The 24,044-nt window shown below is 59.2% G+C and carries 22 protein-coding genes and 1 tRNA gene; 7 read left to right on the top strand and 16 right to left on the bottom strand.

Annotated features, from left to right (window positions below):
- Nucleotides 1–90: 90 nt before the first annotated feature.
- The 5 genes from ACR0I1_RS18060 (at nucleotide 91) to ACR0I1_RS18040 (ending at nucleotide 5,433) form a co-directional block, all read left to right on the top strand.
- Entirely contained in the window at nucleotides 91–1,575 is a 1,485-nt protein-coding gene (locus ACR0I1_RS18060) for an ArnT family glycosyltransferase (RefSeq protein ID WP_480707461.1), read from the top strand.
- 141 nt (nucleotides 1,576–1,716) lie between these two features.
- Nucleotides 1,717–2,478, top strand: a complete 762-nt coding sequence (locus tag ACR0I1_RS18055) for a glycosyltransferase family 2 protein (RefSeq protein ID WP_170514273.1) — start codon at nucleotides 1,717–1,719, stop codon at nucleotides 2,476–2,478.
- Entirely contained in the window at nucleotides 2,475–2,774 is a 300-nt protein-coding gene (locus ACR0I1_RS18050; protein WP_039542759.1) for a lipid-A-disaccharide synthase N-terminal domain-containing protein, read from the top strand. Before ACR0I1_RS18055 ends, ACR0I1_RS18050 begins: the two co-directional genes overlap by 4 nt.
- A gap of 175 nt (nucleotides 2,775–2,949) precedes the next feature.
- Nucleotides 2,950–3,585, top strand: a complete 636-nt coding sequence (locus ACR0I1_RS18045; RefSeq protein ID WP_170425435.1) for a GNAT family N-acetyltransferase — start codon at nucleotides 2,950–2,952, stop codon at nucleotides 3,583–3,585.
- A gap of 78 nt (nucleotides 3,586–3,663) precedes the next feature.
- On the top strand, nucleotides 3,664–5,433 hold the full coding sequence (locus ACR0I1_RS18040; RefSeq protein ID WP_170407986.1) for an adenylate/guanylate cyclase domain-containing protein: 1,770 nt from the start codon (nucleotides 3,664–3,666) through the stop codon (nucleotides 5,431–5,433).
- Between the two features lie 27 nt (nucleotides 5,434–5,460).
- Here the strand turns inward: ACR0I1_RS18040 and ACR0I1_RS18035 are convergent, their stop codons facing one another.
- Nucleotides 5,461–5,838 (bottom strand): winged helix-turn-helix transcriptional regulator, encoded by a 378-nt coding sequence (locus ACR0I1_RS18035; RefSeq protein ID WP_170397987.1) that lies wholly within the window; start codon nucleotides 5,836–5,838, stop codon nucleotides 5,461–5,463.
- A 181-nt stretch (nucleotides 5,839–6,019) separates the two neighbouring features.
- On the opposite strand from ACR0I1_RS18035, the gene ACR0I1_RS18030 reads away from it, so the two are divergent.
- Nucleotides 6,020–6,784 carry a nuclear transport factor 2 family protein gene (locus ACR0I1_RS18030; RefSeq protein ID WP_480707460.1) on the top strand — a complete coding sequence of 255 codons (765 nt, stop codon included), beginning with the start codon at nucleotides 6,020–6,022 and terminating at the stop codon, nucleotides 6,782–6,784.
- 101 nt (nucleotides 6,785–6,885) lie between these two features.
- Here ACR0I1_RS18030 and ACR0I1_RS18025 read toward each other — a convergent pair whose 3' ends face one another.
- The 4 genes from ACR0I1_RS18025 to ACR0I1_RS18010 form a co-directional block, all read right to left on the bottom strand.
- Complete coding sequence (locus ACR0I1_RS18025) at nucleotides 6,886–7,806, bottom strand: pentapeptide repeat-containing protein (protein WP_170397991.1); 921 nt, start codon at nucleotides 7,804–7,806, stop codon at nucleotides 6,886–6,888.
- 137 nt (nucleotides 7,807–7,943) lie between these two features.
- The gene (locus tag ACR0I1_RS18020) at nucleotides 7,944–9,254 is read right to left on the bottom strand and encodes a gluzincin family metallopeptidase (RefSeq protein ID WP_480707459.1); all 1,311 of its coding nucleotides are present in this window, start codon (nucleotides 9,252–9,254) and stop codon (nucleotides 7,944–7,946) included.
- A 12-nt stretch (nucleotides 9,255–9,266) separates the two neighbouring features.
- Nucleotides 9,267–10,604: a TfuA-like protein gene (locus ACR0I1_RS18015; protein ID WP_480707458.1), complete on the bottom strand. Its 1,338-nt coding sequence runs from the start codon at nucleotides 10,602–10,604 to the stop codon at nucleotides 9,267–9,269.
- A complete protein-coding gene (locus ACR0I1_RS18010; RefSeq protein WP_480707457.1) occupies nucleotides 10,601–11,794 on the bottom strand; it encodes a YcaO-like family protein in 1,194 nt (397 codons plus the stop codon). The genes ACR0I1_RS18015 and ACR0I1_RS18010 overlap by 4 nt, the downstream gene beginning before the upstream one ends.
- Nucleotides 11,795–11,954: 160 nt before the next feature.
- On the opposite strand from ACR0I1_RS18010, the gene ACR0I1_RS18005 reads away from it, so the two are divergent.
- Nucleotides 11,955–12,030: transfer RNA gene (locus ACR0I1_RS18005), tRNA-Thr, on the top strand.
- A 27-nt stretch (nucleotides 12,031–12,057) separates the two neighbouring features.
- Here the strand turns inward: ACR0I1_RS18005 and ACR0I1_RS18000 are convergent.
- The 11 genes from ACR0I1_RS18000 to nirJ all read right to left on the bottom strand — a co-directional run bounded on the left by ACR0I1_RS18000 (nucleotide 12,058) and on the right by nirJ (nucleotide 24,043).
- Nucleotides 12,058–12,954, bottom strand: a complete 897-nt coding sequence (locus ACR0I1_RS18000; protein WP_480707456.1) for an FAD:protein FMN transferase — start codon at nucleotides 12,952–12,954, stop codon at nucleotides 12,058–12,060.
- A complete protein-coding gene (locus ACR0I1_RS17995) occupies nucleotides 12,951–13,466 on the bottom strand; it encodes a nitrous oxide reductase accessory protein NosL (RefSeq protein ID WP_170648283.1) in 516 nt (171 codons plus the stop codon). The genes ACR0I1_RS18000 and ACR0I1_RS17995 overlap by 4 nt, the downstream gene beginning before the upstream one ends.
- The gene (locus ACR0I1_RS17990) at nucleotides 13,463–14,284 is read right to left on the bottom strand and encodes an ABC transporter permease (RefSeq protein WP_170408066.1); all 822 of its coding nucleotides are present in this window, start codon (nucleotides 14,282–14,284) and stop codon (nucleotides 13,463–13,465) included. The genes ACR0I1_RS17995 and ACR0I1_RS17990 overlap by 4 nt, the downstream gene beginning before the upstream one ends.
- The gene (locus ACR0I1_RS17985) at nucleotides 14,281–15,174 is read right to left on the bottom strand and encodes an ABC transporter ATP-binding protein (RefSeq protein ID WP_480707455.1); all 894 of its coding nucleotides are present in this window, start codon (nucleotides 15,172–15,174) and stop codon (nucleotides 14,281–14,283) included. The genes ACR0I1_RS17990 and ACR0I1_RS17985 overlap by 4 nt, the downstream gene beginning before the upstream one ends.
- Nucleotides 15,164–16,420 (bottom strand): nitrous oxide reductase family maturation protein NosD, encoded by a 1,257-nt coding sequence (locus ACR0I1_RS17980; protein ID WP_480707454.1) that lies wholly within the window; start codon nucleotides 16,418–16,420, stop codon nucleotides 15,164–15,166. The genes ACR0I1_RS17985 and ACR0I1_RS17980 overlap by 11 nt, the downstream gene beginning before the upstream one ends.
- A gap of 2 nt (nucleotides 16,421–16,422) precedes the next feature.
- Nucleotides 16,423–18,330, bottom strand: a complete 1,908-nt coding sequence (nosZ, locus tag ACR0I1_RS17975) for a TAT-dependent nitrous-oxide reductase (RefSeq protein WP_480571929.1) — start codon at nucleotides 18,328–18,330, stop codon at nucleotides 16,423–16,425.
- A 15-nt stretch (nucleotides 18,331–18,345) separates the two neighbouring features.
- Entirely contained in the window at nucleotides 18,346–20,469 is a 2,124-nt protein-coding gene (locus ACR0I1_RS17970) for a 4Fe-4S binding protein (RefSeq protein WP_480707489.1), read from the bottom strand.
- A 44-nt stretch (nucleotides 20,470–20,513) separates the two neighbouring features.
- Entirely contained in the window at nucleotides 20,514–20,978 is a 465-nt protein-coding gene (locus ACR0I1_RS17965; RefSeq protein ID WP_170737087.1) for a DUF2946 family protein, read from the bottom strand.
- A gap of 102 nt (nucleotides 20,979–21,080) precedes the next feature.
- Complete coding sequence (locus tag ACR0I1_RS17960) at nucleotides 21,081–21,344, bottom strand: hypothetical protein (protein ID WP_170398115.1); 264 nt, start codon at nucleotides 21,342–21,344, stop codon at nucleotides 21,081–21,083.
- The gene (locus tag ACR0I1_RS17955; RefSeq protein ID WP_480707453.1) at nucleotides 21,301–22,854 is read right to left on the bottom strand and encodes a cytochrome D1 domain-containing protein; all 1,554 of its coding nucleotides are present in this window, start codon (nucleotides 22,852–22,854) and stop codon (nucleotides 21,301–21,303) included. Before ACR0I1_RS17955 ends, ACR0I1_RS17960 begins: the two co-directional genes overlap by 44 nt.
- The gene (nirJ, locus tag ACR0I1_RS17950; protein WP_480562906.1) at nucleotides 22,829–24,043 is read right to left on the bottom strand and encodes a heme d1 biosynthesis radical SAM protein NirJ; all 1,215 of its coding nucleotides are present in this window, start codon (nucleotides 24,041–24,043) and stop codon (nucleotides 22,829–22,831) included. The genes ACR0I1_RS17955 and nirJ overlap by 26 nt, the downstream gene beginning before the upstream one ends.
- Between the last annotated feature and the right edge of the window lies 1 nt (nucleotide 24,044).

The raw sequence follows: 24,044 nt of genomic DNA, 5'->3' as shown, positions 1-24,044 counted from the left end.
ATAATGGGAGCGCGACGCGCGGCAGTTTCAAACAAGGCCCGGCGGGATCAACACCACATATTTCTATGACGCGATAGGACCACGGAAAGCATGACCGGTACCTCCCCAAATTGGCTAAGACTGCTTCCTTACTTCGTCACCGCATTGGTGATGGTCCTGGTCTGGTCCTGGTATCTGACTGATCTGGGTGTTGGGAACATCTATCACTACGATGAATTCTACACTTATGACCGTAGTACAGGCTTTGCGCGCAATGGGGACTGGCTGGCGGTTTATTCCAACAACGAACCCAGCCTGAAAAAACCGCCCATGCAGTATTGGATGTCTGCGCTGCTGATGGAGTTTGGCGTATCTGATATTCTGGCCTTGCGCCTGCCGTCGATGATCTTTGCGCTGGGCGCGCTGATGGCAACGGCCGTACTGGCGCGGGTGATGATCCCGGACAGCCCCTGGGCCATGCTGCCTTCGGTCCTGCTGGTGGCCACGTCGCTTCAGTTCTGGCAACACGCCACATCCGCGATGCTTGATACCGGTGCGGTTTTCTTTTCGACCCTTGGAATTGCAGCCCTGTTGGCAGCGTTGGAAAAGCCGAAATACTGGCCTTATTTCGGCGCAACTCTGGTGTTGGCCGCCTTGCAGAAAAGCCCAACCCCGCTGGCCTTTCTAGCGCTGGCACTACTGACGCTGAAGTTGACCAACAGATGGCAGACGGAACCGTTCAGCGAGATCTGGCAGAACAGAACGTTTCGCCGGACACTCAAGATTGCGATCCCGCTGGCCTTCGCCTGGCCGATCCTGCAAGAGCTTCGGTTCCTCTTTGGCGACTCGCTTGATGGCAACATCAAAGGCGAGATGCTGGATCGTTTTCGCCCATCGCTCAGCGATCGCGGCTTCGGGAAGCTCTATGATCTGATCATCTCGGGCGAGCCGTGGTTGCGGCTGCTGGGTTTTGTCGGCATCTGCGCTCTGCCATTTCTGCAAAAGCGGCCCAGACTTCTTGCTGCAACAGGGATAGCCGCGTTCTTCGTCATCATGATGTGGGCCGCAGCCGGCAAGGTTTATGCACGCTACACCCTGCTGATCCTGCCGATGCTGATGGTCGCGGCAACCGGTTTGTTGTTTTCGGTCGAGCGCCTGCGCTGGGCCGGGATGGTGGCCGCGCTGGGTCTGGTCTTTGTTGCAGGCGGCCTGTTCTATGACCGCGATGCCACCGATCTGGGCAAGGGTCGCGTGCGTTTGGGCGTGCCCGAGGCCGAGATTCTGACCCCTTTGGGTGCAATGCTGCAACCGGATGAAACCCTGCTGCTCTGCGCCTATGACCGCAAGTTGCGCGTACCGCCCGGGGCCGCATCGGTCTTTGCTTCCAACGGTAGGCGCTTTGTCTATCTCAGACGGCTGGAGCTGCACAAATACCTCGACAGGTTCGGCTATACCACCGGCCCGCTGCGAGGGCTCTGTTCGGAGGGTGAGTTGTCTGAGCTGGCACCTGACCTGATCGGGCTCGAGACGCAGCCAACTGCGGTTGACGGTTTGGTCTATTGGTCAGCAACCGGTGTCACGCCCGCCCCTGAATAGGAGACACGGTGCAATCCGCCCCATCGCTGAACAATGCCCCAACAAGTTGCGCAGATGTTGGCCTGCGATGCGGTGGCCACTTGAATTTTCGCCGTTGATCCCGCAAAAGCCCTGAGACTGAAACAAGTAAAGCTATCCACTATGCATGCTGATCATGATGCCAACGCTGACAATCGACCCACTGTGTCGATCGTGATTCCCATGCATAACGAACAGGGGGCTGTTCCTGGTCTTATCCAGGGCATCTGCGCTGCTGCGGCCGAATTGCCCGCGTTCGAGATTGTCGCGGTTGATGATGGATCGACCGATGGCACTTTTGCGGCGCTGCAACAGATGCAGAAAGACTGTCCGCAACTGCGCATCCTGCAGCACAAAACGGCCGGTGGCCAAAGTGCTGCCGTGCATTCCGGCGTCAAGGAAGCACGCGCGGATATCTGCTGCACGCTGGATGGCGACGGACAGAACCCGCCGGAAGAACTGCCAAAGATTTGGGCGCCGCTGGTGTCGGGTGGTGATGCCTCGATTGGCCTGGTAGCGGGGCAACGGGTTGGCCGGCAAGACACTGCGTCAAAGAAGCTTGCCTCGCGCTTTGCCAATGCACTGCGGGGCTGGATGCTGAAAGACGGCACACGTGACACCGGCTGCGGTTTCAAAGCGTTCCGACGGCAGGCTTTCCTTGATTTGCCCTTTTTCAATCATATGCACCGTTATCTGCCCGCCCTGTTTAAGGCCTATGGCTGGAATATCGCGCTGGTGGATGTGGCGCATCAGCAGCGTTTGTCGGGCGAATCCAAATACACCAATTTCGGGCGGGCCATGGTCGGCATCTGGGATCTGTTCGGCGTCGTCTGGCTGACCCGCCGCGCCAAATCCGTTTCCGCAACCGAGGCGTCCCGGTCATGAAAGAAACCATTCTGGAAATCCTGCACGTCGACAGCCCGACCGAGGCGCTCTGGGTCTTTATCGGTCTGGCCGGTCAGCTGATGTTCAGCGCCCGGTTTATCGTGCAATGGATCACGTCCGAGCGCGCCAAGAAATCCGTCATCCCGATGGCGTTCTGGTACCTTTCGATCGGCGGCGGGCTTATCCTGCTGAGCTATGCGATCTATCGCCGTGACCCGGTCTTTATTCTGGGTCAGTCGATGGGCCTGTCCATCTACCTGCGCAACATCTTCCTTATTCGCGCTGAAAACCGCTGATTGATCGTAACGCTTCTTTACGACCTGCCACCCATTACAAGTTTGTCGGCTGCACCCGTTCAGCGGGTAGCGGCCTACGGCTGCGTTGTGTGAACAACCTCTTATTGTTTCTGAAATTTTCGTGCTAGTATCCCGCGAATAGATTTTCAGAATTGTACTCGGAGGATATTTTCTCTTGCCCGATAGCTCACCCCGGTTGTTCAGATTGCGCCCTCTGGAAAAGGCGGATCTGGGAACAGTTGCGCGCTGGTTTCAGGATATCCATGACCTGGCACTGTTCGACCGAACGTCGCGCATTCCTCAGAACCTGGTACAGACCGAACAATATTGGGAAGACGCGATAAACACCTCAAAGGACTGCTGCAAATGCTGGTTCGCAATCGAATCTGACAGTGGTGATCTGGTGGGGATGACCGGGCTTGAAGCAATTTCCAGCGTCAACAGGGATGCGGTGGTTCCGGTTTTTGTCGACAAATCCATCCGTCGACATGGCGTGGCGGTGCGTTCGGTTGCGCTGATGCTGGATTTCGCATTCCGGCAATTGGGGCTGAACCGTATCACCTCGTATTACCGGGCCGACAATCACAGCAGCCGTGATCTGATCCAGCGAATCGGCTGTGAGATCGAGGGCACGATGCGTCAGGCCTGGTTCGCGGATGGGCAGTTCCATGACATGGTTGTCGTCGGCATGTTGAAGCAGGACTGGATCGCGCGTCGAGAGGTGCTCGCGCAGGAGTTAGGCACCCAAACAGTGGTCAGTTTTGATGCCTCTGGGTGGTCTTGGCCCCCCGATTCCGGTGCAGATACCTAAAATGTTACGTATTCTGAGTCATTTTTTGCTAAAACAGTCCTGTCGGATTCGACATGACAACACAATTGAGTATTGCCAGTGAACACGACCGGTTCGGACGCATCAATAAAACAGAAACTAGGCGCGGTGCTTTTTGCCGACGTTGTCGGCTATTCCCGCCTGATGAGCGAGAACGAGATGGATACGTATAACGCGTTGAAGTCTTTGCTTTCGCAGCTTGAATCGGCTTGCTCAAAGTATCAGGGCAAAATCATCGAAGTGCGCGGTGACGGCATTCTTGCCTTATTCGACACGGCGACCAGTGCGGTAGAGTTCAGCATCGAACTGCATCGGATCGCTGCGGAACATAATCAGGCGCGGGATGACGAGCACAACATCAAATTTCGCGCTGGCGTTCACATGGGCGAAGTTCTGATGGACGAACGCGGCATCCACGGTGACAACGTCAATATCGCTGCCCGCCTGCAGGAGATTGCCGAGCCAGAACGGGTTTATGTCAGCGCAGCCGTCTATGAACAGATCCGTAACCGCCTGCGCTATGGCTATGAATTCCTCGGTCCCAAGCAGCTCAAGAACATTATGTCTCCGGTCGCGACCTACTGTGTCCGAACCGAGGTCGAGGGTGCAACAATGGCCGCAACCCTACGTCCTGAGATGCAGCTGGAAGTGCTTGAAAGGCCCGATAACCCGTCGGTTGCGGTGCTGCCCTTTACTAGCCAAGGCGGGGATGAAGATGACAGCTGGGTCGCCGAAGGGCTGACCGACGACATCATCATGAACCTGTCCAAGTTCCGGAACCTGTTCATCATTGCCCGGAATTCCTCGTTCTTCTTCAAGACCCAGTCGATGTCGCCGCAGGAGGCCGCTCGGCGTCTGAACGTGCGCTATATCGCGCGCGGCAGTGTGCGCCGCTCGTCCAGTCGTATCCGGATCACGGCCGAGCTAATCGACGCCAACACCGAACGCACCATCTGGGGTGAACGGTTCGACCGTAAGCTCGATGATATCTTCGACATCCTGGATGAGGTGACCGAGTGCATCGTTGCCGCCACTGCAGTCATGATCGAGTCGCATGAAAAGCTGCGCATGGTGCAGGCAATCCCGTCAGACCTGCGGGCTTATGGTTCGGTTCTGCAGGGGCAGCACCATATTTTCAAATACACCCGCAACGACAACCGCAAGGCGCAGCATTGCTACGAATCCGCGCTTGAGCGCGACGGCGGGTATGCACGGGCCGCGGCGGCGCTGTCACGCACGCTCAACATCGATTGGCGCTATTCATGGACCGAAGACCCAAACAGCGCGCTGGACAAGGCCCTGTCGCTGGCTCAGCGCGCGGTGGAGCTTGACCCCACAGACGCGCGCGGGTTTGGAGAGCTGGGCTATGTGCAGCTTTATCGTAAAGAGCATGACTCGGCGATCGAATCCTACAAACGCGCCCTGCAGCTTAACCCCAACGATGCGGACATGCATTCGGACTACGCCGATGCGCTGGCCCATTGGGGCGACAACGAAACCGCCATCAAACATCTGCAGCAGGCGATGCGCCTGAACCCCTATTTCCCCGATCAGTACCTGTGGCATCTGGGCGGGGCCTATTACAATCTCAAACGCTATGACGACGTGATCTCATGCGTGAACAAGATGAACAACCCGACCGAGGGGCAGCGCGTGCTGGCTGCCAGCTATGCCCATAAGGGCGAGCTGGAAATGGCCCGCCAAATCGCAGACAAACACCGCGCAGCGCATCCCAATTTCTCATTGTCGCGCTGGGCCAAGGTTCAGCCAGACCGCCTGTCCGACGACACGCAGCATTTTGTCGAGGGGCTCAAAAAGGCCGGGTTCTGAGCTGCTGCCCGATCTTGCCTATAAAAATCAACTCGCCTGTTCGCGGTCGAACTGCATGCGTAGTCGCCTGACTTCATCCATCTGCTCATGCGACCAGAAGACAAGCGGTTTCAGCATTTCAAGCAAGCTTCTGCCCAAAGGTGTCAATTCATAAGACACTGCCACTGGCGGTCCGGGATCGACGGTGCGGGTCAAATAACCATCGCGTTGCAACCCGCGCAGGTTTTCGGTCAACACACTTTGTGTGATGTCTCCGATACAGCGCTTGAGATCGCCAAAGCGTTTCGGCTCATCCTCCAGCGCAAGGATGATGATCATCCGCCATTTGCCCGTCACATTGGACAGTACGGAACGGATTGAGCAGTTGGAAGCTTCTGCCTTGTTGGCAACACCAATTGGTAGCATCTCAGTCTCTGGTATTGTTTCGAAACTTAATCGCACAATAGCGTCACCTTAGCTTCGGTACAACTCCCTGAAAATTCAGGCAGTAGCCTCAAGCATACCAGGTCATTTTAAAGTACGTAATTGAAATGTAGTATGGATTTGCTACCACGTATCCAGTAGATACGAAACACAGGAAATCAACATGTCCCCCAAAGAACTTGTAATCGCACTTTTTACGGCTGCCTTTGCTGAACATGATCCGGAGGCAGCGCTACAGCTCGTTACCCCGGACTATATTCAGCACAACCCGCAAGTCCCGACCGGAGCCGAAGGCCTGGCCGGCCTGATCCCTTTGGTCGAACAATCCGGGATGACTGCAACTACCCACCGGGTCATCACCGAGGGCGATATGGTTGTATTGCACAGCACGTTCGACAACGCGGACGCTTTTGGTGCACCGACCCTCGCCGCCTTTGACATATTCCGCGTCGAGAATGGCAAAGTTGCTGAACATTGGGACAATTTGCAGCCCGTTCCCGAAACAACAGTGTCGGGCCGTGGCATGACAGATGGGCCGACCGAGATCACCGATCTTGAGAAAACAGAAGAAAACAAGGCGCTGGTTCTGGGGTTTGTGCGTGACGTTCTGGGCGGTGCCGCGCCCGAGAAAGCTCCGATGTATTCCGTGGTCTATATGCAGCACAATCCAATGCTTGCCGATGGGATCGATGGCCTGATCGAGGGCACCAAAGCCTGGGCAGAGCAGGGGAATGTGATCACCAAATTCGAGCCGCAGATTGTGGTGGCCGAAGGCAACTTTGTCTTTGTCGCCTCAGATGCCACCGTCAGCGGGAACCCTTGGGCCTTCTTCGACCTATGGCGAGTCGAAGATGGAAAGATCGTTGAACATTGGGACGTCGTTTCGCCTACGCCAGCCGAAATGGCGCACGAAAACGGCAAGTTCTGATCTTCGAAAGGGATGGCGGGTCAGGCATAAATGGCCCGCCAACCCAAAGCAGACGTTGGAATAAAACCAAACGTCAATCGGTCAGGATGATTTCAGCCTTCCTATTCACCACGTGCCTTTGCGCCGCTGACTTTGGCACCTGACACCTTAGCACCGGACACCTTGGCCCCGCTGACCTTCGCGCCCGAGACCTTGGCCCCGCTCACCTTGGCGCCCGAGACCTTGGCTCCGGACATCATCGGTGCGTCATACTCAAAATAGACGTCCAGCAGCACGTCTTCGATCTGACCGGCTGCGATATCCATGCGGATGGTGTAATCGGCCTGATCGTAGTTCCAGACGCGAATATCATTGGCCATCTGGTAATCCGCTGCCGCGACGCCCGAAACCGAGGGGTTCATCGGCGCGCGTGCGGCCTGTTGTGTGGTGTCCGGCGCGTTAGCGTCATTGCTGGTCTGCAGCTTGAAGCCATGGGGCAGGTTGCCACCCGTCGCGCTCTCGCCTTCGCCATGCACCAGAAAGATCGTGGGTTCTGGCATCTCGTAATAGGTGCCGTCATAGGCGAAGCCGTAAATCCGGGCCAGTCGTGCATCGCCTCCGAACTGGTCCCCGATGAAATTATTGACGCCGCGACCCCTCCGGCGGCCATCCTGTTCGATGAACAGCTGTTCCGAGTGCCGGTTCGCGATCTGCTGCCAGTGGGTATGTTTGAACTGACGTCCGCGACGGATGTAGACAAACGAGTCGTGCGGAACCTTCTTCCGCTTGTCGAACTTGAACTTGTCGCCGTCCTTGATGACCTTGTAGATGCCGGACTTTTCGTTTGCCGCATCCCCGACCTGGACCAGAACACGATCGTCTTCCCGAACATGTACGCCGTCGATTTTGGTGAATTTCTTACTGAAGTCGTAGTCTTCCTCAACCTCTTCGGCCAACCGGACCGAGCGTTGTTTCAGTTTTAAATCACTTAACTCTCGCCCAAACAGTAATACCTCGGAAAAACTGAGTAAGGACTCAGACATATCACTTTCTCCCTATCGGGGGTCGACGCTGCCGATTGCCTCGCCTGTCCCGGTTTGCGCATTCAGTGCGCGTTGAATGTCACTATTATCACCCCGTGCGCGTAACCTGCCACAATAGCGGGGGAAAAACAAAGACTTTAAGGTTCATTCACCTCGGGTGACAGCGTACGAACCGACGCGGCATGGCTCGTGCTGTCGGGCTTGGTCAAACGGGGGCCGGGCGCTGTCAAACCGATGTGGCGCATGCGGAAATTGCCTTCGATAATCTGCCGGAATGCGCCGCCGGTGACCTCGTGATCGACCATGACCAAGGCGCGTTCAACGCCGAAGTAGCTCAGCATATCGGGGTCCAATTTCTCCCACGCATCTGCAAGATAGGACCCCAGCAAATCACGCGCTTCGATCAGGGCAACCCGAAAGCCTTCGGGGTCGGCTGCGTAATGTTCGTCGAACAGGTCCTGCATGATCGCATTGTATTCGTCGGTCCCTTCCAACTCGTCCGAGAGCTCCTCCATCTCCGGGTCGATCACGTCATGTGCTACCAGTCGTTCGTGGTAGATATCGACCAGAATATCGAACATCGCCCCGGTCAGTGGTTCCGACAGGGCGTGTTCGCTGGACCATCCATGCGAGAATTCAGAAAGCGTCCGGTCATTGGCGGCGATCCGGATTTGCGAGTTCTGCGACAGCTCGGCAAAGCGGCTCAGCCGGTTATAAGTATAAAGGTTGCCGCGTGTGTTTTTCAGCAATTCATCCACGACCGAGCCGAAATGCAGCGACGCCAACAGCGCCACCATATCGGCCGCCGATTCATGGAACCCATAATATTCGCCGGTCGCATCCTCTTCGGATGGCATGCCGACCACGCTGTAGATGATGGCATGGCCGATCTCATGCGCGACCACATCGAAGTTCAGGCTGTAGGGGCGGTATTCGTCACCGATATCGCGGGTGCCACCGGTTTCCAGAAATCCCCAACCGATATGCGCGTTATCTAGACTTGGCAGCAACGATAGCTCAAGCCGCTCGAAATCACGCGCGAAATGCCAGGGGATCGGGCGATTAAAATAGCCCTCCCACACATCCATGGTGAAATGGGCCGCTCCGAACAGATGGGCGGCTTCAAAGGCCGGGTCCTCGGGATCGATATGGATGAAATTGCCAAACTCATCGGGCTCGGGCGGCGGCAGGATATAGCCGTCCCAGGCGGGCAGATACATCTCGGGGCCGTCTTCACCCTCGATCATCGCGCCATAGGGGGTCGTTTTGTCGACCGGGTACATCGCATACATGCGGGGGCCCGATGGGCCTGGGCCTATGGTCCCTTGCGGGGCCGATATTTCGACCAGTTCGGGCTTGGAATTCGGCTCTAAAAAGGGCGATTGCGGATATAGTAAGAACCGCGTGCCGGGGGGGTCATTCTCTGAATAGTCGGGCCAGATTGCCAATTTTCCCTCCCGTTATCCGCCGGCGTGCAGACCGGCTGCCAATCCGGCCTCTTGGTCAACCGGATCGCCACCAGCTTGGCAAAACATGAACTCGGCGGCAATCAAATCAACCAAGGCATCGCGCCCCTCAAGGCCAAGCCCGATCGCGTAGGAGTCAAGATCATCCGGCACCCTCTGGTCAAGACGTGTTTCAAAATACCAGATCAAGGCGCGCGTTCGAATTGCAGCGTTGCTTTGGTCCGGCGGCAACGCCGCTTTGCGCTGGGCCCGGTCGCGCAACGCGCTGTAGTCGCCCGAGCGTCGAAGCTCGGCCAGCAAAGCGGCATCCATTGTCTCGGCCAGCGTTTGGATTGCGATATCGACACGGGATTTGTCGGCCAGCATCGCCTCGTACTGCACAAGGGTCAGGTCATTTTCTTCCAGCCATTCAAGCAAATCCGCGTGGCGGGGCAGTCTGGCCTCCAGCCGATGTTCGGTCATTTGCTTGACCACGGCGTTTTTATCCGGCTCCAAACCCTGTCGGCGGGTCTCGTCCTTGGACAGCAAGCCTAACGCTGCGCGATCACGTAGATGCGCGTAGAGAACCGGATCAAGCCGCAGCTCATCCACTAGCGCCCGCGCCTCGCTATCCTGTTGTGCGGCTTCCCCATCCACACGGGCGCAGAGGTCACGCCAGACCAGCGTCCGTTCGGTGCGATGTGCGTCTGACACATTCGTTCCAGCATTCAGAAAGCGGGCCATCTCAGCCAGCATCGTGCGGGCGTCATCCCCTTTCGCATCCACCTGCCCCTCGGGCAACCATCGTTGAAAGGGTTGCGGGTCCGAAGCGCCCTCAAGGATGCGATCCCAAACCCGGTCACGGTAGTGCAGGTCTTTCGCCTTTTGCTGCAACGCGTCGCCCGTCTCTGACGACAACACACCCGCTGTCTTGGCTTGCGCAATGGTGGCGCGGATCGAGACCATAGGCTCGCTCAGCGGTGGAAAGCCAAGCTCGGCAGGGCCGTGCAGCACCGCCACCTCGTCATCATCTTCGATGGCACCATTCAGGTAACCCTCAAAAATCTGGCCGATCCCGATCATCCCGAAATCCGCCAGCTCTGCCGCGCGCAGCGCACCCATGCTGGCACTGCCAAAGACCGGTATACCTTGCTCCAAGGCCCACAGGATTTCCTTGTGCCAGACCGAGGGCACCCCGTCGAAATACCCGTCTATAATCCCGATCGCACGCGGCTTTTCCCCCACTGCCCGATACACATCGCCCTGCTGAACCGGGGGTAGAATAGTGGCGTTCAGATGTTCGCGTACGGCTTCGGCCCGTAGCGTCGGCCCGACAAAAACAAACACACTCATGACATCACCGCTCGCGCACGGGGGCCTGCGACAAAGTCGGGATCGTCATGGGGCGCTTCCAAGCCCGGTATCACCGCGCGCACCACTGCGATGTCAATTTCGGGTCGCGACAGATCAACAGTGACCACCTGATCAATGCCTGCCTCGGACAGGCGCGCCAGCAACAAAGACAGGTCATCCGTGAACGATCCGGTCACGTAGGTTGGGCATTCGGTGAAATCACCGATGGGCGCCGAGCCATCGATCAGTTCGCGGATGTATCCGCTGCGCCAGTTCCGGGCAGTGTCCGAGAACTCTTCCGGGTCCAGATCATCCCGCGCGCCCGAGATATAGGTCAACCGTGTTTGCGCCGCCTCGGTCAGCGCCCGCAGCAGGGCAATGGCGCGATCCGGGTGGCAGCCGTCGCCGATGCCGATATGGCCCGTCGTGCCTCCGCCCTCACATATCGCGCAGCGAAAGCTGGCGATGCCTATGTCCGAGGTCGTGTCCCAGATTCCCAAATCAAGCCCCGCCGCAGAAATCTGTTCCATCGCCTCAAGGCAACGCGGGTCGTCCACTGTACGGGGATTAACACGCGGGGTTGCGCCCTGATGGTGCCACAGCGTTGTGGCGTCACGCTCGATCAACTCGCAGATCGCGTGGCAACTGGCTTCGGTCAGGTTGTTGCCGGACGCCAGCCCGTTTGTCGTTCGCGGAAACGCCCGCTGCCCAGCCACGGGCGAGGTGGTATAATCGGTGTCCACCATCTCATACGGCACCCAGCAGGGCTGGCCCGAGGGCAGATCGCGCCCCAGCACCCACAGTATCGCCTGATGAGGGTCGAACTGCCCGCCGGTGACGCTGGGCAGACGGTCGGCATCGACCACATACTCCACCGCCAGATCAGCAAAGCTGGACAGCCGTAGCGGCAGTTCGATCCGCTCTGCGTGCCAGGATTCAATCGCTTCCATCACGCCCGAAGCCCGGGCTGCGTTCAGCGACAGCCCCTTGCCCAGCGACACCGCGACCGAGCGCGAGTTTGGCCGCGTCACCATCACTGTCGGCAATCCAACCCGGTCCAGTCCCGTCAGGTTGGCGATCCGGGTTATGCCCATCTGCTTGAGGAATGGTTTGACGATGGCCAGGGTCTCTTCCGGGTCGCGCAGCCGGTGGGTGTCTAGAACATAAGACTTCTGCGAATTCCCGGACATCCAAATGACCTTGCCAAATATCTGATAAACCACCGTAACCCGCCGGGCGGATCATGTTGGCGTCAGGATGCGGGATGAATGCGTAGTGGTCAACCGCGCAACGGCCCGGCAATCCACGCTTGCATGACCCGCGCGCTGCCGTTAAACGAGCTTCCGCATCGCCTCAATAGCTCAGCTGGTAGAGCAGGTCCTTCGTAAGGACAAGGTCGGGGGTTCGAGTCCCTCTTGAGGCACCATCCCCTTACGACAAGCTTTACCCGCGCTCAGATACTCATCTCGACACGCGCGCCCGGAAAACGCGATATCAGCGCGTTTGCTTTGGCACGCGGGGTCAGGCATAGGGCGGTTGAGAGCCCGTCTGCCAATGCTGCCTGCGAGGCTGAGATTGATACAGCCTGATAGGGCGCACCCAACCCTTTCGGGTTCAGGATATGCCCCTGATCGCCCTGCAGCATGGTGCCTTCGGGGGCCGAGGTTGCGACGGCGCGGTCCTGCAGTGTGATCCGTTTAGCGACAGCACCGTCGGGCTTGGCCAGCCCGACGCGCCACGGCTCGCCATTGCTCCGCTGGCCAAGGGTGGCGACCTCGCCCATATCCACCAGCACATCGCGCAGATCGAAGGATCGCATCAAAGCGGCAATCCGGTCAGTGATCGCACCTTGAGCAATCCCGTTCAGGGTAATCGCCGAGCGTCCGGGATGCGGCAGGCGGATCTCACCGGCGCTTACGTGAACCTTGTCCCAACCAATCGTCTGGCGCGCACGTTCCACTTGCGACCCCGCCGCGCCACTCGCGAGCGCTAGCCACAGGGGCTGGATCGTCGGATCAAACACCCCGCCCGAAGCGTCGTGAAGCGTGGAACACAGGCTCAGCACCTCCAGCAGCTCAGGCGCCGGGGTGACCAGGTGGCCGATCCGGTTAAGCTGACTGATCTGCGAGTGCGTCCGGTAGAGGCTGAATATATCCTCCAGCCGATTCAGCTCTGCCTCGACCGCAGCAAAGATCGGCGCGGCCTGTGCGTCCGTCGAGCCTTCCAGCCTCAGGCTGGCGGGTGCGCCCAGCGCAATACCGCGCCATTGGGCGACGTTGCCAGCAGCGGCGGGTACGGCGGCGCAGGCGGCTGAGATGGCCAGGAAACGGCGGCGGGTCAGAAGGGTCATGCGGGCGTCTCCAGCGCGAGGTTCAAATCGACGGGGCCCAGCACTTCGGCATCGGGAATATCAGACAGTGGCAGGGCGGCGCCGCCATATTCGGCAATGAACGCCTCTGCCGCGGCGGGGTCGCCAAAGGGCACGACTTCGCGCGCACCCATGCCGCCGGCCACATCGGCGCCAACGACAAAGGTCGCGCCATCGGCTGCGATCCAGTTGGAAATCCCCGGTTGCCGCCAGCTGGGCGCGACGCTCATGTCACTGACATAGGCGGCCGTGATCTTGGCGTCACGTTCGGGGCTTTTCAGATAGGCCAGCATGTCGCGCACCTGCGCAAAGAACAAAGGCGCGGGATAGCCTTCCAGATGGATCTGCCCTTTGGGCCCGCCATGTTCCGCGATGTTCATCTGGCAGAAATAACTCAGCGCATCCGGGGTGAGATCAACCGGGTCGGGGGCCTCGGCCACCTCTTCTTTGCAGGCCGTCAACGCGACCAGAGCGATCAGGGCAAGGTATCTCATGGCTCAACTCTCCGAAATGCGAGACGCGCAAGGGCAAAGCCCAGCACCGGCCAGATCAGCAGCGAGGCAGGCGCGGCCCAAACGGGCAGAGCTTGCGCCGCCCCGGTCATGCCCGAGGCTATCGCGACGCCCTCGGTTGCGGCGATGTTCCACAAACGGAATGCGTCGGCCGGGTTGGCCACCATCACCCACGGAAAGACGGATTGGGTGAAGGTGCCGCCCTTGTCCATGACGACGGCCCCCAACAGGCCCAGATCATAGAGGACGACAAAAACCAGCCAGAGCCCGGCCGACAAACCTGCCGCCGCCGTGGCCCCCTTTGCCAGGGCGGACAGCAAGTATCCAAGCGCCAGAAAGACAGCGCCCAGCAGGATAGATGTGAGGATCAGGCGGACCAGAGCCATCAGGCTTTCCGGACCCGCGCCGCCAAAGAAGGCGGCCACTGCGCCAGCGGTGCCGAAACCGATGGTCATGGCAAAGGCCAGCGCGGCGAGATGGGCGGTGAATTTGCCCAACAGGATTTCTCCGCGCCCGGCCGGGTAAGACAGCAGCAGTGACAGGCTGCCGCGATCCACGTCGCCCGCGATGGCGTCAAAGGCGATCATCAGCGCCAAGAGCGGCGCAAGATAGACCGACAGCGTGGTCATCGAGGCCACCGAAACGGTCAACATGTCGACCCCCAGCGTGCCGGTTGGCGCGCTGCCTGCAAAGGTCAGCGCCAGCGCGAACAGAACCATGATCAACGTGGCGACCAACAGCCAGCGGTTGCGGCGCAGGATCAGCATTTCTGTGCGGGTGATGGCGAGGAAGCGGGTCATTGCAAATCCTCCTGTGCGTAGTGGCGATAGAGGTCTTCCAGCTTGGGCGGGGTCATTTCCACATCCGCTACAGCGTCGCCCAATCCGGCGATCCGGCGCAGCGCCTCCATCTTGTCTTCGGGTGCGCAGAGCAATTCAACGGATGCCCCATTGATCCGGTTGCCACCCAGTTCGGCGGCCAGCACATCAGGATTGGCACTGGCGCGCACCTTCACGCGGATCGGCAGACCGGCCAGAGCCGACAAATTGTTCAGGGTGTCATCAGCGACCATCCGGCCCTTGCGCATGATGGCGATGCGATCAGTACGGGCCTCGACCTCGGTCAGCGCATGGCTGGCGATTAGAACGGCTGTGCCTTGGGCAGCCAGCTCGTCGATGATGGCGTACAGGTCCTGCCGAGAAATCGGGTCCAGCCCGCTTGTCGGCTCATCCAGCAAGGCCACTTTCGGCTGACCCAGCAGCACCTGCGCCAGACCCAAACGTTGCCGCATGCCTTTGGAATAGGTGCCGATCCGACGGTCCAATGCGTCGCTGAGACCAACGCGCTCCAACAGGCCAAGCACGTCGGCCTTTGCGCCTGAAAGCTGCGCAAACAGGGTCAACTGCTCGCGCCCTGTCAAAGCGGGATGAAACGACACCGCTTCGGGCAGATAGGCCGTCTCGCGACGCGCCTGCGCGCTGCCGGGGGTGGCATCTCCGATCCGAATGGCGCCGCCATGGATCGGCGTCAGGCCGAGGATGGATTTGATCAGGGTCGACTTGCCCGCACCGTTATGGCCCAGCAGCGCCACGCGCTGACCGGGGGCAAGAGACAGGGTGATATCGTCAAGAACGCGGGTTTTTCCACGGTCCTTGAGAACATGGTCGATTGACAGGGCCTTATCCGTCATGAGGCACCTTTTTCATAGCTGGGGGTTCAGGGGCTTGCATCAATGGGTTGCTGTCCATCACACCCCCCGGCAACAACGCCGGGAAGGCCGATTGCGACCAGCGCACCAGTTGCACTGCAGGGGAGCCGAGCAACAATTTGGCTGCGGGTTGGGTCCACAGCACATGGTCCATACTGTCATTGGGGCGATAGGGGGCATCGGCAATGCCGTTGCCATCCACATCATAAGCGGCGAAATCGGACCAGTAGTTGCCGCGCCCGTCCTCGGACCACTCGACCCATTTGGTCGAGACGTATTTCACCTGCGTCCGGTTCCCGATGAATGAATTGCCAACGATGCGGTTGCGCTCGCTGCCAGCGGCAAAGTGGATGCCGATGCCGCATCCCTCAAACCAGTTATCGGTGAACTCGTTCTTGTTCGAGTTATAGAGGAAGGTGCATTTCTCTTTCGCACCTTTCACAACGTTTCCGGTGATGGTGCTTTTGTTGGCATAGTTCAGCATGACGCCATGTTCGCGGTCGCCGATCGAGACGTTATTGGCCACGGTCACATTGGTCGTGAACATCACCGCGTAGCCCAGATCATTGCCGATCGAGACGTTGTCGCTGACCACCGAATTGTCGGCATACATGTAATGCACGGCAAAACGTAGATCGCGGAACAGGTTACCGGTGAAGGTGTTCTTCTTCGACGAGTTTACAAAAATCCCGTCGCGGCCATAGCGGATGTCATTATCCTCGACCACCGCACCCGGCGCGTTCCAGACATAGACGCCATTGCCACGCTCGTTCATGCGCTGGTCTTGCCGCCCTTCAATCCGGTTTCGCCGGACGATACTGTCCTTGGCCCCATGGATGTCGATGCCATAGAGATTGCCCAGAAGCACATTGTCTTCGACCACCGGCGCATGGGCCGTCTTGGTCAACTGGATGCCGCTGTCGATCCCGTCATGGTCCGAGCCCGATCCGATCACCGTCAGACCGCGCACGGTCACACCCGGCCCGGTCACGGTGATGACGCTGCCTTCGCCTTGTCCGTCGATGGTGGCCTGTCCCAGCCCGTCAATCGTGACGGGCCGGTCCAGAACCAGCGTTTCTGTGTAAACGCCGGGGCTCAGGCGGAGGGTGTCCCCATCCGCCGCCTGCGCCAGTATCTCGTTGATGGCCCCTGCCCGGTTGGGCACATCCCAATCCGCCGCCCAAAGGGGCGAGCCGAGCAGGAGCGGTATGAGCAGGGACCAACGCATGGTTACGCGCTCCGCGGCTCAACGAACATCCGGCCGCGCATCTCCATGTGCAGCGCGTGGCAGAACCACTGGCAATAGAACCAGTGCACGCCCGGACGGTCGGCAATGAAGGTGACCGAGGCGGTGGCCTGCGGCGCAACCTCCATCGCGATGCCGAAGTTCGACAGACACAAACCGTGGGTCACGTCATCCACGTCATCCAGGTTGGTGACATACAACGTTACCTCGTCACCCTGTTTGACGGTGAACTTCTCAAGGCTGAACACCGGCGCGGTCGAGGTCATGTAGACCCGCACCTTGTTGCCATCGCGGATCGGCTCCTCGGCACCCTCTTCCAGATCGACACCATCAGCCTCGGCCTGTTTGCGGGCATCTTCCCACATCGGGTCGTTGCGATCCCAGACATTGACCGGGTTCACCTTGGACCGGTGCACGAGGATCGAGTCATGCGGTTCCGCAAAGGTCGGCCCGTCATGGACCACCTTCATCTTATCACCCGAGATGTCGATCAACTGCTCGTTTTCCGGCTTCAGCGGCCCGACGTTCAGGAAGCGGTCCTTCGAGAACTTATTCATCGAAATCAGCCACTTGCCATCAGCCTCAGCCGTTTCGCCCATCGAGGTCGAATTGTGGCCCGGCTGATAATGCACATCCACTTTGTCGAGGATCGGATCAACATCCGCACCACTGTAGGCTTCGATGGCCTTGGCGATGTCCCACTTCACCACCTGGCTGTCCAGAAACAGGGTGGTGTAGGCGTTGCCTTTGCCATCAAACGCGGTGTGAAGCGGGCCAAGACCCAGCTGCGGTTCCGCCACGATGGCCGAGCGTGGATCGGCATTGTCGGCAAACAGCGCATCGACCTTTTCCACATCGATCACGGATACGGTCGGGGACAGCTTGCCGTTGATCATGATGTGTTTCTTGTCGGGTGCTGCGTTCACTCCGTGCGGCGAGTTCGGGATCGGGATGTAACGGGTCAGGTTACCGCCCGCCTCTTTGCGCCCGTCCACGACCTTGACGCCGTTCAGCTCCTGATAGTTGCCAGCAGCAATCGCGTCTTCGATGCCTTTCAGGTTGAACACGACCACGTGGTCCAGCTCATTCTCGGTCATCTCGGCCAGGTTCATACCCATTTCCGAGTTATACGAGGTCGAGAATGCGTATTTGCCCTGATAGTCGCAGTCAGTGTTGTCGAGGTTGCCCGACACCATCACCTGCCATGCGATCTCCATCGTATCACCATCAATGGCGGTGAAGATGTTCACATATTGCGACGGATCGTCGAGGATCTCACCATCATTGACCAGCGGGGCCTCGTGTTCGCCATTGGCGAAAATGTAACCGGTGCGCGGGTATTTCTGCGGACGCAGACCGTGGATGTCATGCGCGTTCGGGATTTCGATGATCTTGTCGCATTTCATCACGTCGCAGCGGATGCGCGCGACGCGTGTGTTGGCCTTGTCATTCATGAACAAATAGCGGCCATCATAGGTGCCATCGGTGAAGGACATGTGCGGGTGGTGCAGGTCGCCATTGTCATAGGTGACTTTGCCATTGGCGGCCAGGTACTGCTTGGTCTCGGGTAGCAGCCCTTCGGTCAGGATCTTCAGCGACTCGTTGGTTTGGCCCCAGCCGGTGGCCGAGCAGCGGTTGAATACCGGAATGCGCATCAACTCGCGCATCGACGGCACGCCGAGGATACGCACCTCGCCGGTCTGACCCGAGGACCAGAAGCCGTAATATTCGTCCAACTCGCCGGGCTCCAGCGCGGCATTGGCGGCGGCGCTGGCCTCTTTCGCGGTCATCAGGGTGCTGCCCAGACCGGTTCCGGCCAACACGGCGCCGGTTGCAGATGCACCCAGCAGTCCGCGGCGTGTGACGTTCAGTTTCTTATCGTGTTCCGACATGATCGTTCCTCCTTTTTAGGAAACGGTTTGCGGTTTGGCGTTCGGATGGTTCGCCGGTGGTTGTCCGAGGGGGGTTTTCGGTTGAACCGACCCTGTCTTGGCCCGCCGTTTCAACTGGCGGATAACGACGGGACATTTGTCCTCGGACTGGTAGAGCACCTGACAATGCAGGCAGGTGACGCACTCGTTCGGATTGATCTCACCGGTGGGGTGGATCGCCTGAACGGGGCATTCGTTGGCGCAGGTCTGACAGGGGGTGCCGCAATCCTTGTAGCGGCGCAGCCAGTCGAACATGCGGATACGGGCAGGGATCGCCAGCGCACCACCCAAGGGGCAGAGATAGCGGCAATAGAACCGTTCGATGAACAGCCCGATCCCCAGCAGGGTCAGCGCAAAGACCACGAAGGGCCAGTCGCGCATGAACTTCAGAATGATCGCGGTCTTGAACGGCTCGACCTCGGCATAGGTTTCAGCCAGCGGGATCGAGACAAAACTGATCCCGAACAGCACGAGGAAGATCATGTATTTCGCGGGCCAGAGCCGCTCATTCAGGCCCCAGGGCAGAGTCCATTGCGGCACCTTGAAGGCCCGCGCGATCTTGTTGGTCAGTTCCTGCAGCGCGCCAAACGGGCACAGCCAGCCGCAATAAGCACCCCGACCCCAGAACAGCAGCGCGGCAGCGACAGCGAACCATTGGATGAAGACCAACGGGTCCAGCAAGAAGGCATCCCAGGAGAAGCCGGTGCGCAAGCTGCCTGCCAGCGCCATCAGGTTCACCACGCTCAGCTGCGCATTGGCGTACCAGCCGATGAAGAACAGCGTCATGGTCAGGTATCCGATGCGGAACCAATAGAAGACGCGGGCGTTCATGGTGGCGTGGAACTGGAAGAAGAATGTCGCCGTCAGCACCAAAAGCATGACGCCCAGCACCCCGATCTCAACCGTGCGGTCCTTCCAGATGCGTTTCCAAAGCGCGGCCTTGGCTGCCGCCTCGCCGGTGGCGTCATCGACAACTACTGGCGCTGCAACGGGCAGCAGATACTGCTCGGGCAGTTTGTAGCCCAGATCGAAGGTCAGAAAGGTCTTCTCAACCGCGCCTACAGCCCGCTGCGCCAACAGTTGCAGGCGGAAGGGCTCGGCCGGATCAAACTCGGCCTCAGCGGGGATCTTGAAGATGTCCAATTCCGTGAAGCTTGGGGCATCGGGTGCCGCAACCTTGCCCAACCGGCGCTGCTGCTTGTCGAAGAATCGCACCGAATTGTCGCCTTGGATCAACTGAATCCGGTCGAAAATCCCGCCCCGGACATAGCCCGATCCCTTGAAGCTGTAGGCCCCACGCCCCAGCACCAGAATGGCCTGCTCGCCTTCGTCCAGCCAGTCGACCATGTTTTGATATTCGGCCTCACCCAGCAGCGACTTGCCGATCGACGGCACGGATACCAACGCCATATGCATATCAATATAGGTGTCATCTGGTTCGCCGGGTTCAGGGCGTTTGATGGCGCGCTGATCTCCGGTGGCTTCGAACGCAGCGTTGACCTGCCCGATATCCAACGTTAGTCGCCGGACCGAGCCGTTGCCGGACAGGGTGGTCCAGTCGTATACCGCATCCTGCGCCAGATCGACTTCGCGTTTCGGCCCATCGGCCTGCAGCGGAGACAAACCGCCCAACCCCAGCGCCCGCGCCACCTTGATGCCGCCGCGCACAAGACTGTCATCAATCACCATGATCGTGACGGTGGCCCCCGAGATGATATCGAGGTCATGCCCCTCACCGCCGGTTTCAGCCTCAACCTTCAAGTCCAGACCGGCATAGCCTTCGGTCAGCTCAACCATGCGCGCGTTGGGGATGCCAATCAGAACGATAGGCTCCGAGTGTTTGACCAGTTGCACACCGGTCAGCACCGCTTGATCATCGATGGCGGCGACCACATGGATCGGTTTGCCTGAATAGCCGGTGGTGCCAACGAAGTCAGAGGTTAGGAAGGCCCAGGCAACGGTCTCGCCGGCCTTCAGAACGGGTGCAACCGGAACGTCATCGCGGACCGGCCCAATGGCATCAGCACCGGGGGCCAGATCGGCGGGTTCAATCTCGGGCAGGAAGCTGGCGAGGCTGTCGGCATGGGCACTAATCGCCATCAGGCAGGACAGGGCAAGGGCCAGCACTATATGGATTGCGCGACTTACGACCACGGCGCACCTCCGATACTTAGGGTGGACGCCATGGACGCGCGCAGGGCGCGTTCAGCAGTTTCTTGGGTCGGGCGCGGAGGTCCCCGGGTTTCGGGCCACAGCTTATGCGACTTGTACAACATGGAAGATTTGCTGTTCTGAAGCTGTACAACACGGAAGTTTCCGATTTGCGGTATCTGCACCAGCTCGGGTGCGGGCGCTGCACTGGTGACAGCGCACAGCGCGCAATCGGCGCATTTTGGGCAGTACGCGGTCGGGTCTTCGGTGTCCTCCTCAAGATCAACTTCAACCCAGACCGCGCCGCCTTCCGAGCAGATCTCCATCCAGACACTTTCACCGGGACTCGCCAGCACCGGTCCAAAGGCCTGCAACAACAGAAGGAATATGCCTGCCAACCCACATGCCGCGCGAGTTGCGCGTACAGGGAGATTGTGCAGAGGGATCAGGGCAGGCATGGAGTCTCCGACTCGGAAAGCTATGCCTTTGGGGTATTGGATTCTACCGAGTCGCGACTTGACTTAGGTTAGGTGAAGCAAATTTCTGATTTTCTTTTCAAATCAATCGTCTGCCTCATCCATCAGGCCACGCACCCAGCGCCCTGCCAGCCATGAGGCGGGCACGCCCAAGGGGATGGACCATAAGATCGCAGGTACTGGTTCAATGGCACCAAACCCCGCGCTGTGCAGGATCAGCCCAGCCAGAAACAGGTTGATGGCCACGGTCAGAGCCGTGGCCGGATAAAGCAGGATGGCCAGCTTCCAGACCGGCCATTTGCCTTCAGTGGCTGGTGCCTTCCGAGAAGGTGATTTTGTTCCAGACATTGTACTTCCCAGACGGTTTGCGCATCGGCAGGCGGCGGACCTCTTCCAGCGTTTGCGCGTCATAGACGATCACCGCGCCGTCATCTTCCCAGATCGAAACCAGCGCGTGACTGCCATCCTTGGTGAATTCTACATGCGCCACGGTTTTGCCCGGCGCGGGGCGCAAAGTCTTTACGATTTCAAGGCTTTGCTTGTCGATCACATGCATCGCGTCCTTGTTCGGCCCAAAGAACACATCGGCCCAGACATAAGGCGAATTCTCATGGCTGCGCATGAAAAATCCTGGCCCTTCGGTTTTGATCCGCTTGACGGTTTCCCATGTTCCCATGTCGATCACCGAGACCGTGCCATCGGTCAGATGCGGCGTAGCCATCACGGTGGTGTCGCCCTGCTGCCAGGTGATCCCCGAACCTAAGTGAGGCATCCCCGGCAGGTCCAGATCTGCGATCTTATGACCGATCACCAGATCAATCACCTGCCCGCCCTTGCCATCACGCGAGGCGCCCATAACGTATTCATAACTCTGATCGAAAAAGAAATCGTCCAGGTAATCAGGCGTGGTGATCTTGCGCACGGGGAACGGGTCAGGGTTCTTGAACTGCCCCTCGATGCGGAAATCGTGGCCAATACCGGATTGCGGCGGGTTGGCCCCGTAGAACACCTCCCAAATCTCGGGGACATCCTTCAGCGCCAGAACAAAGCTTTCGCGCGGTGGTGCCTGATAAACGGCGGAAACACGGCTGGGAACGCCCTTTTTGCTTTTGACTTCAATGACTTTCGCGACCGACAAGTCCTCTGTCGACAGCAGGGTCAGCGAGTTCGGTAAATAGTTCGCTACCGCCACCCATTTGCCGTCACCCGACATGGCGATGTTGCGGCTGTTTAACCCCGCGCGCACGCGGCCCACCTGTTTCAGCGCCCAGATATCATATTTCTGCACCCAGCCATCGCGCGACATGATGAAGACATAGCGCCCATCGGGGCTGAACTTCGGCCCACCATGCACGGCGAACGGGGTTTCGAACCGATCCAGAACCTCGAACGTATCGCCGTCCAGCACACTGACATGATGATCGCCTGTTTCCACCACCAGCGTGATGTTCATCGGGTCGCTGTCCCAGACAGGCGCGTCAACCGATACGTACTCATCATCCAGAGTCCGGCTGGCCATGATATCGGCCTCGCCCCATTCGGGATCGGTCTCCAGCGGAGATTTCAACCATCCCGCCAGTTCCTCGATCTGCAACGCGTCCAACTCGTGCGAAAACGCAGGCATCTGGGTGGCCGTACGCCCTTCGGCAATCACCGCCGCCACGCGTGGCCCACGCATCCGTTTCAACGTCTCGGGGATCAGCGCCGGACCGACTCCACCCAGACGGCTTTCACCATGGCATGAGGCACAGAATTCGGCATAATCCGAAGGTGCATCAGCCCAAGCTGCGCCGGTCAGCAGCAGCGAGCAGAATGTGCCGATTTTCAAGGTGTCAAAAGAATTGATGCGCCGGATCATGGCTTTTCCCTCGGAACGGCGTGACCTGCAAACGCTCGCCTGCGCCCTGCACGCCGATTTCTTCGTTTGATAGATAGCAGGCCGGGTCCTCGGCCCACGGGTCGCCGGTCAGTTGCAAGGCACGGATGCGGGTGTTGCCGCCGCAGACATCCTTTAACTGACAAGCCCCGCAACGCCCCTTCAAAGGACGCGGACGGGTACGCAGCATGGCGAGCATCGGGTCATCGCTGGTCCAGAGTTCCGAAAACGATTTGGTCTTCACATTGCCAACAGTGTAATCGGACCAATAGGTATCGGGATGCACGCGGCCGAGGTTGTCGATATTGGCCACGCCCAGCCCGCTCGAGTTCCCACCCCACGCCGCCAGATGCTCGCGCACATGGGCGGCTTTGTCGTCGTCGAAATGCGTCCGGACCCAGTTCAGGAAATACCCGGCATCGGCATCGTTATTGCCAGTCACGATATCCAGCGGACGACCGCCTGAGACGGCTTCCCACGCGCGTTCCAACAACAAATCCAAACCCTTACGGGTGCGCAAATGCTCGGCATCCTCGCCTCGGTTCTTGTCACCGCGCCCGGCATAGACGAGGTGAGACAGGTAGAACTTGTCGACACCCTCGTCGTCGCACAGTTGCAGCAGGTCAGGCAGGTGGTGCTGTGTGCCCTCGGTCAGGCAGAACCGCAGACCCACTTTGATGCCGCGCTTCTTACATTCGCGAACACCGCGCAGGGCGTCGGCAAAGGCGCCTTCGACGCCCCGGAACCAGTCATTTGTGGCCCCGATCCCGTCCAGCGAAATGCCGACATAGTTGAAGCCCACGTCGGCGATCATGTCGGCGGTTTCGTCGTAAATCCGCGTACCGTTGGTCGACAGTGCCAGCATCGGCACCAGATCGCGGGCGCGTTTGGCGATGTCGAAGAAATCGAACCGGTCCAGCGGTTCCCCACCCGAGAGGATCAGGGCCGGGACGCGGAATTGGCCCAGATCCTCAAGGGTTACCATGGCTTGCTCGTGACTGAGCTCACCGGGGAACGCGACATCTGCTGAAACGGTGTAACAGTGGCGGCATTTCAGATTGCAGCGCCGCGTCAGGTTCCAGATCACTACCGGCTTCACCGGGCCGGGACGGCGTCTGCGCACCGGTGTCGGTTTGACGAGCTGCTGCATGTATTCAGTCAGGCGGAACATG

This window comes from Ruegeria sp. B11, from assembly GCF_056539785.1.
Note: the sequence above shows the minus strand (reverse complement) of the source record. Positions and strands in the feature narration are given on the sequence as shown.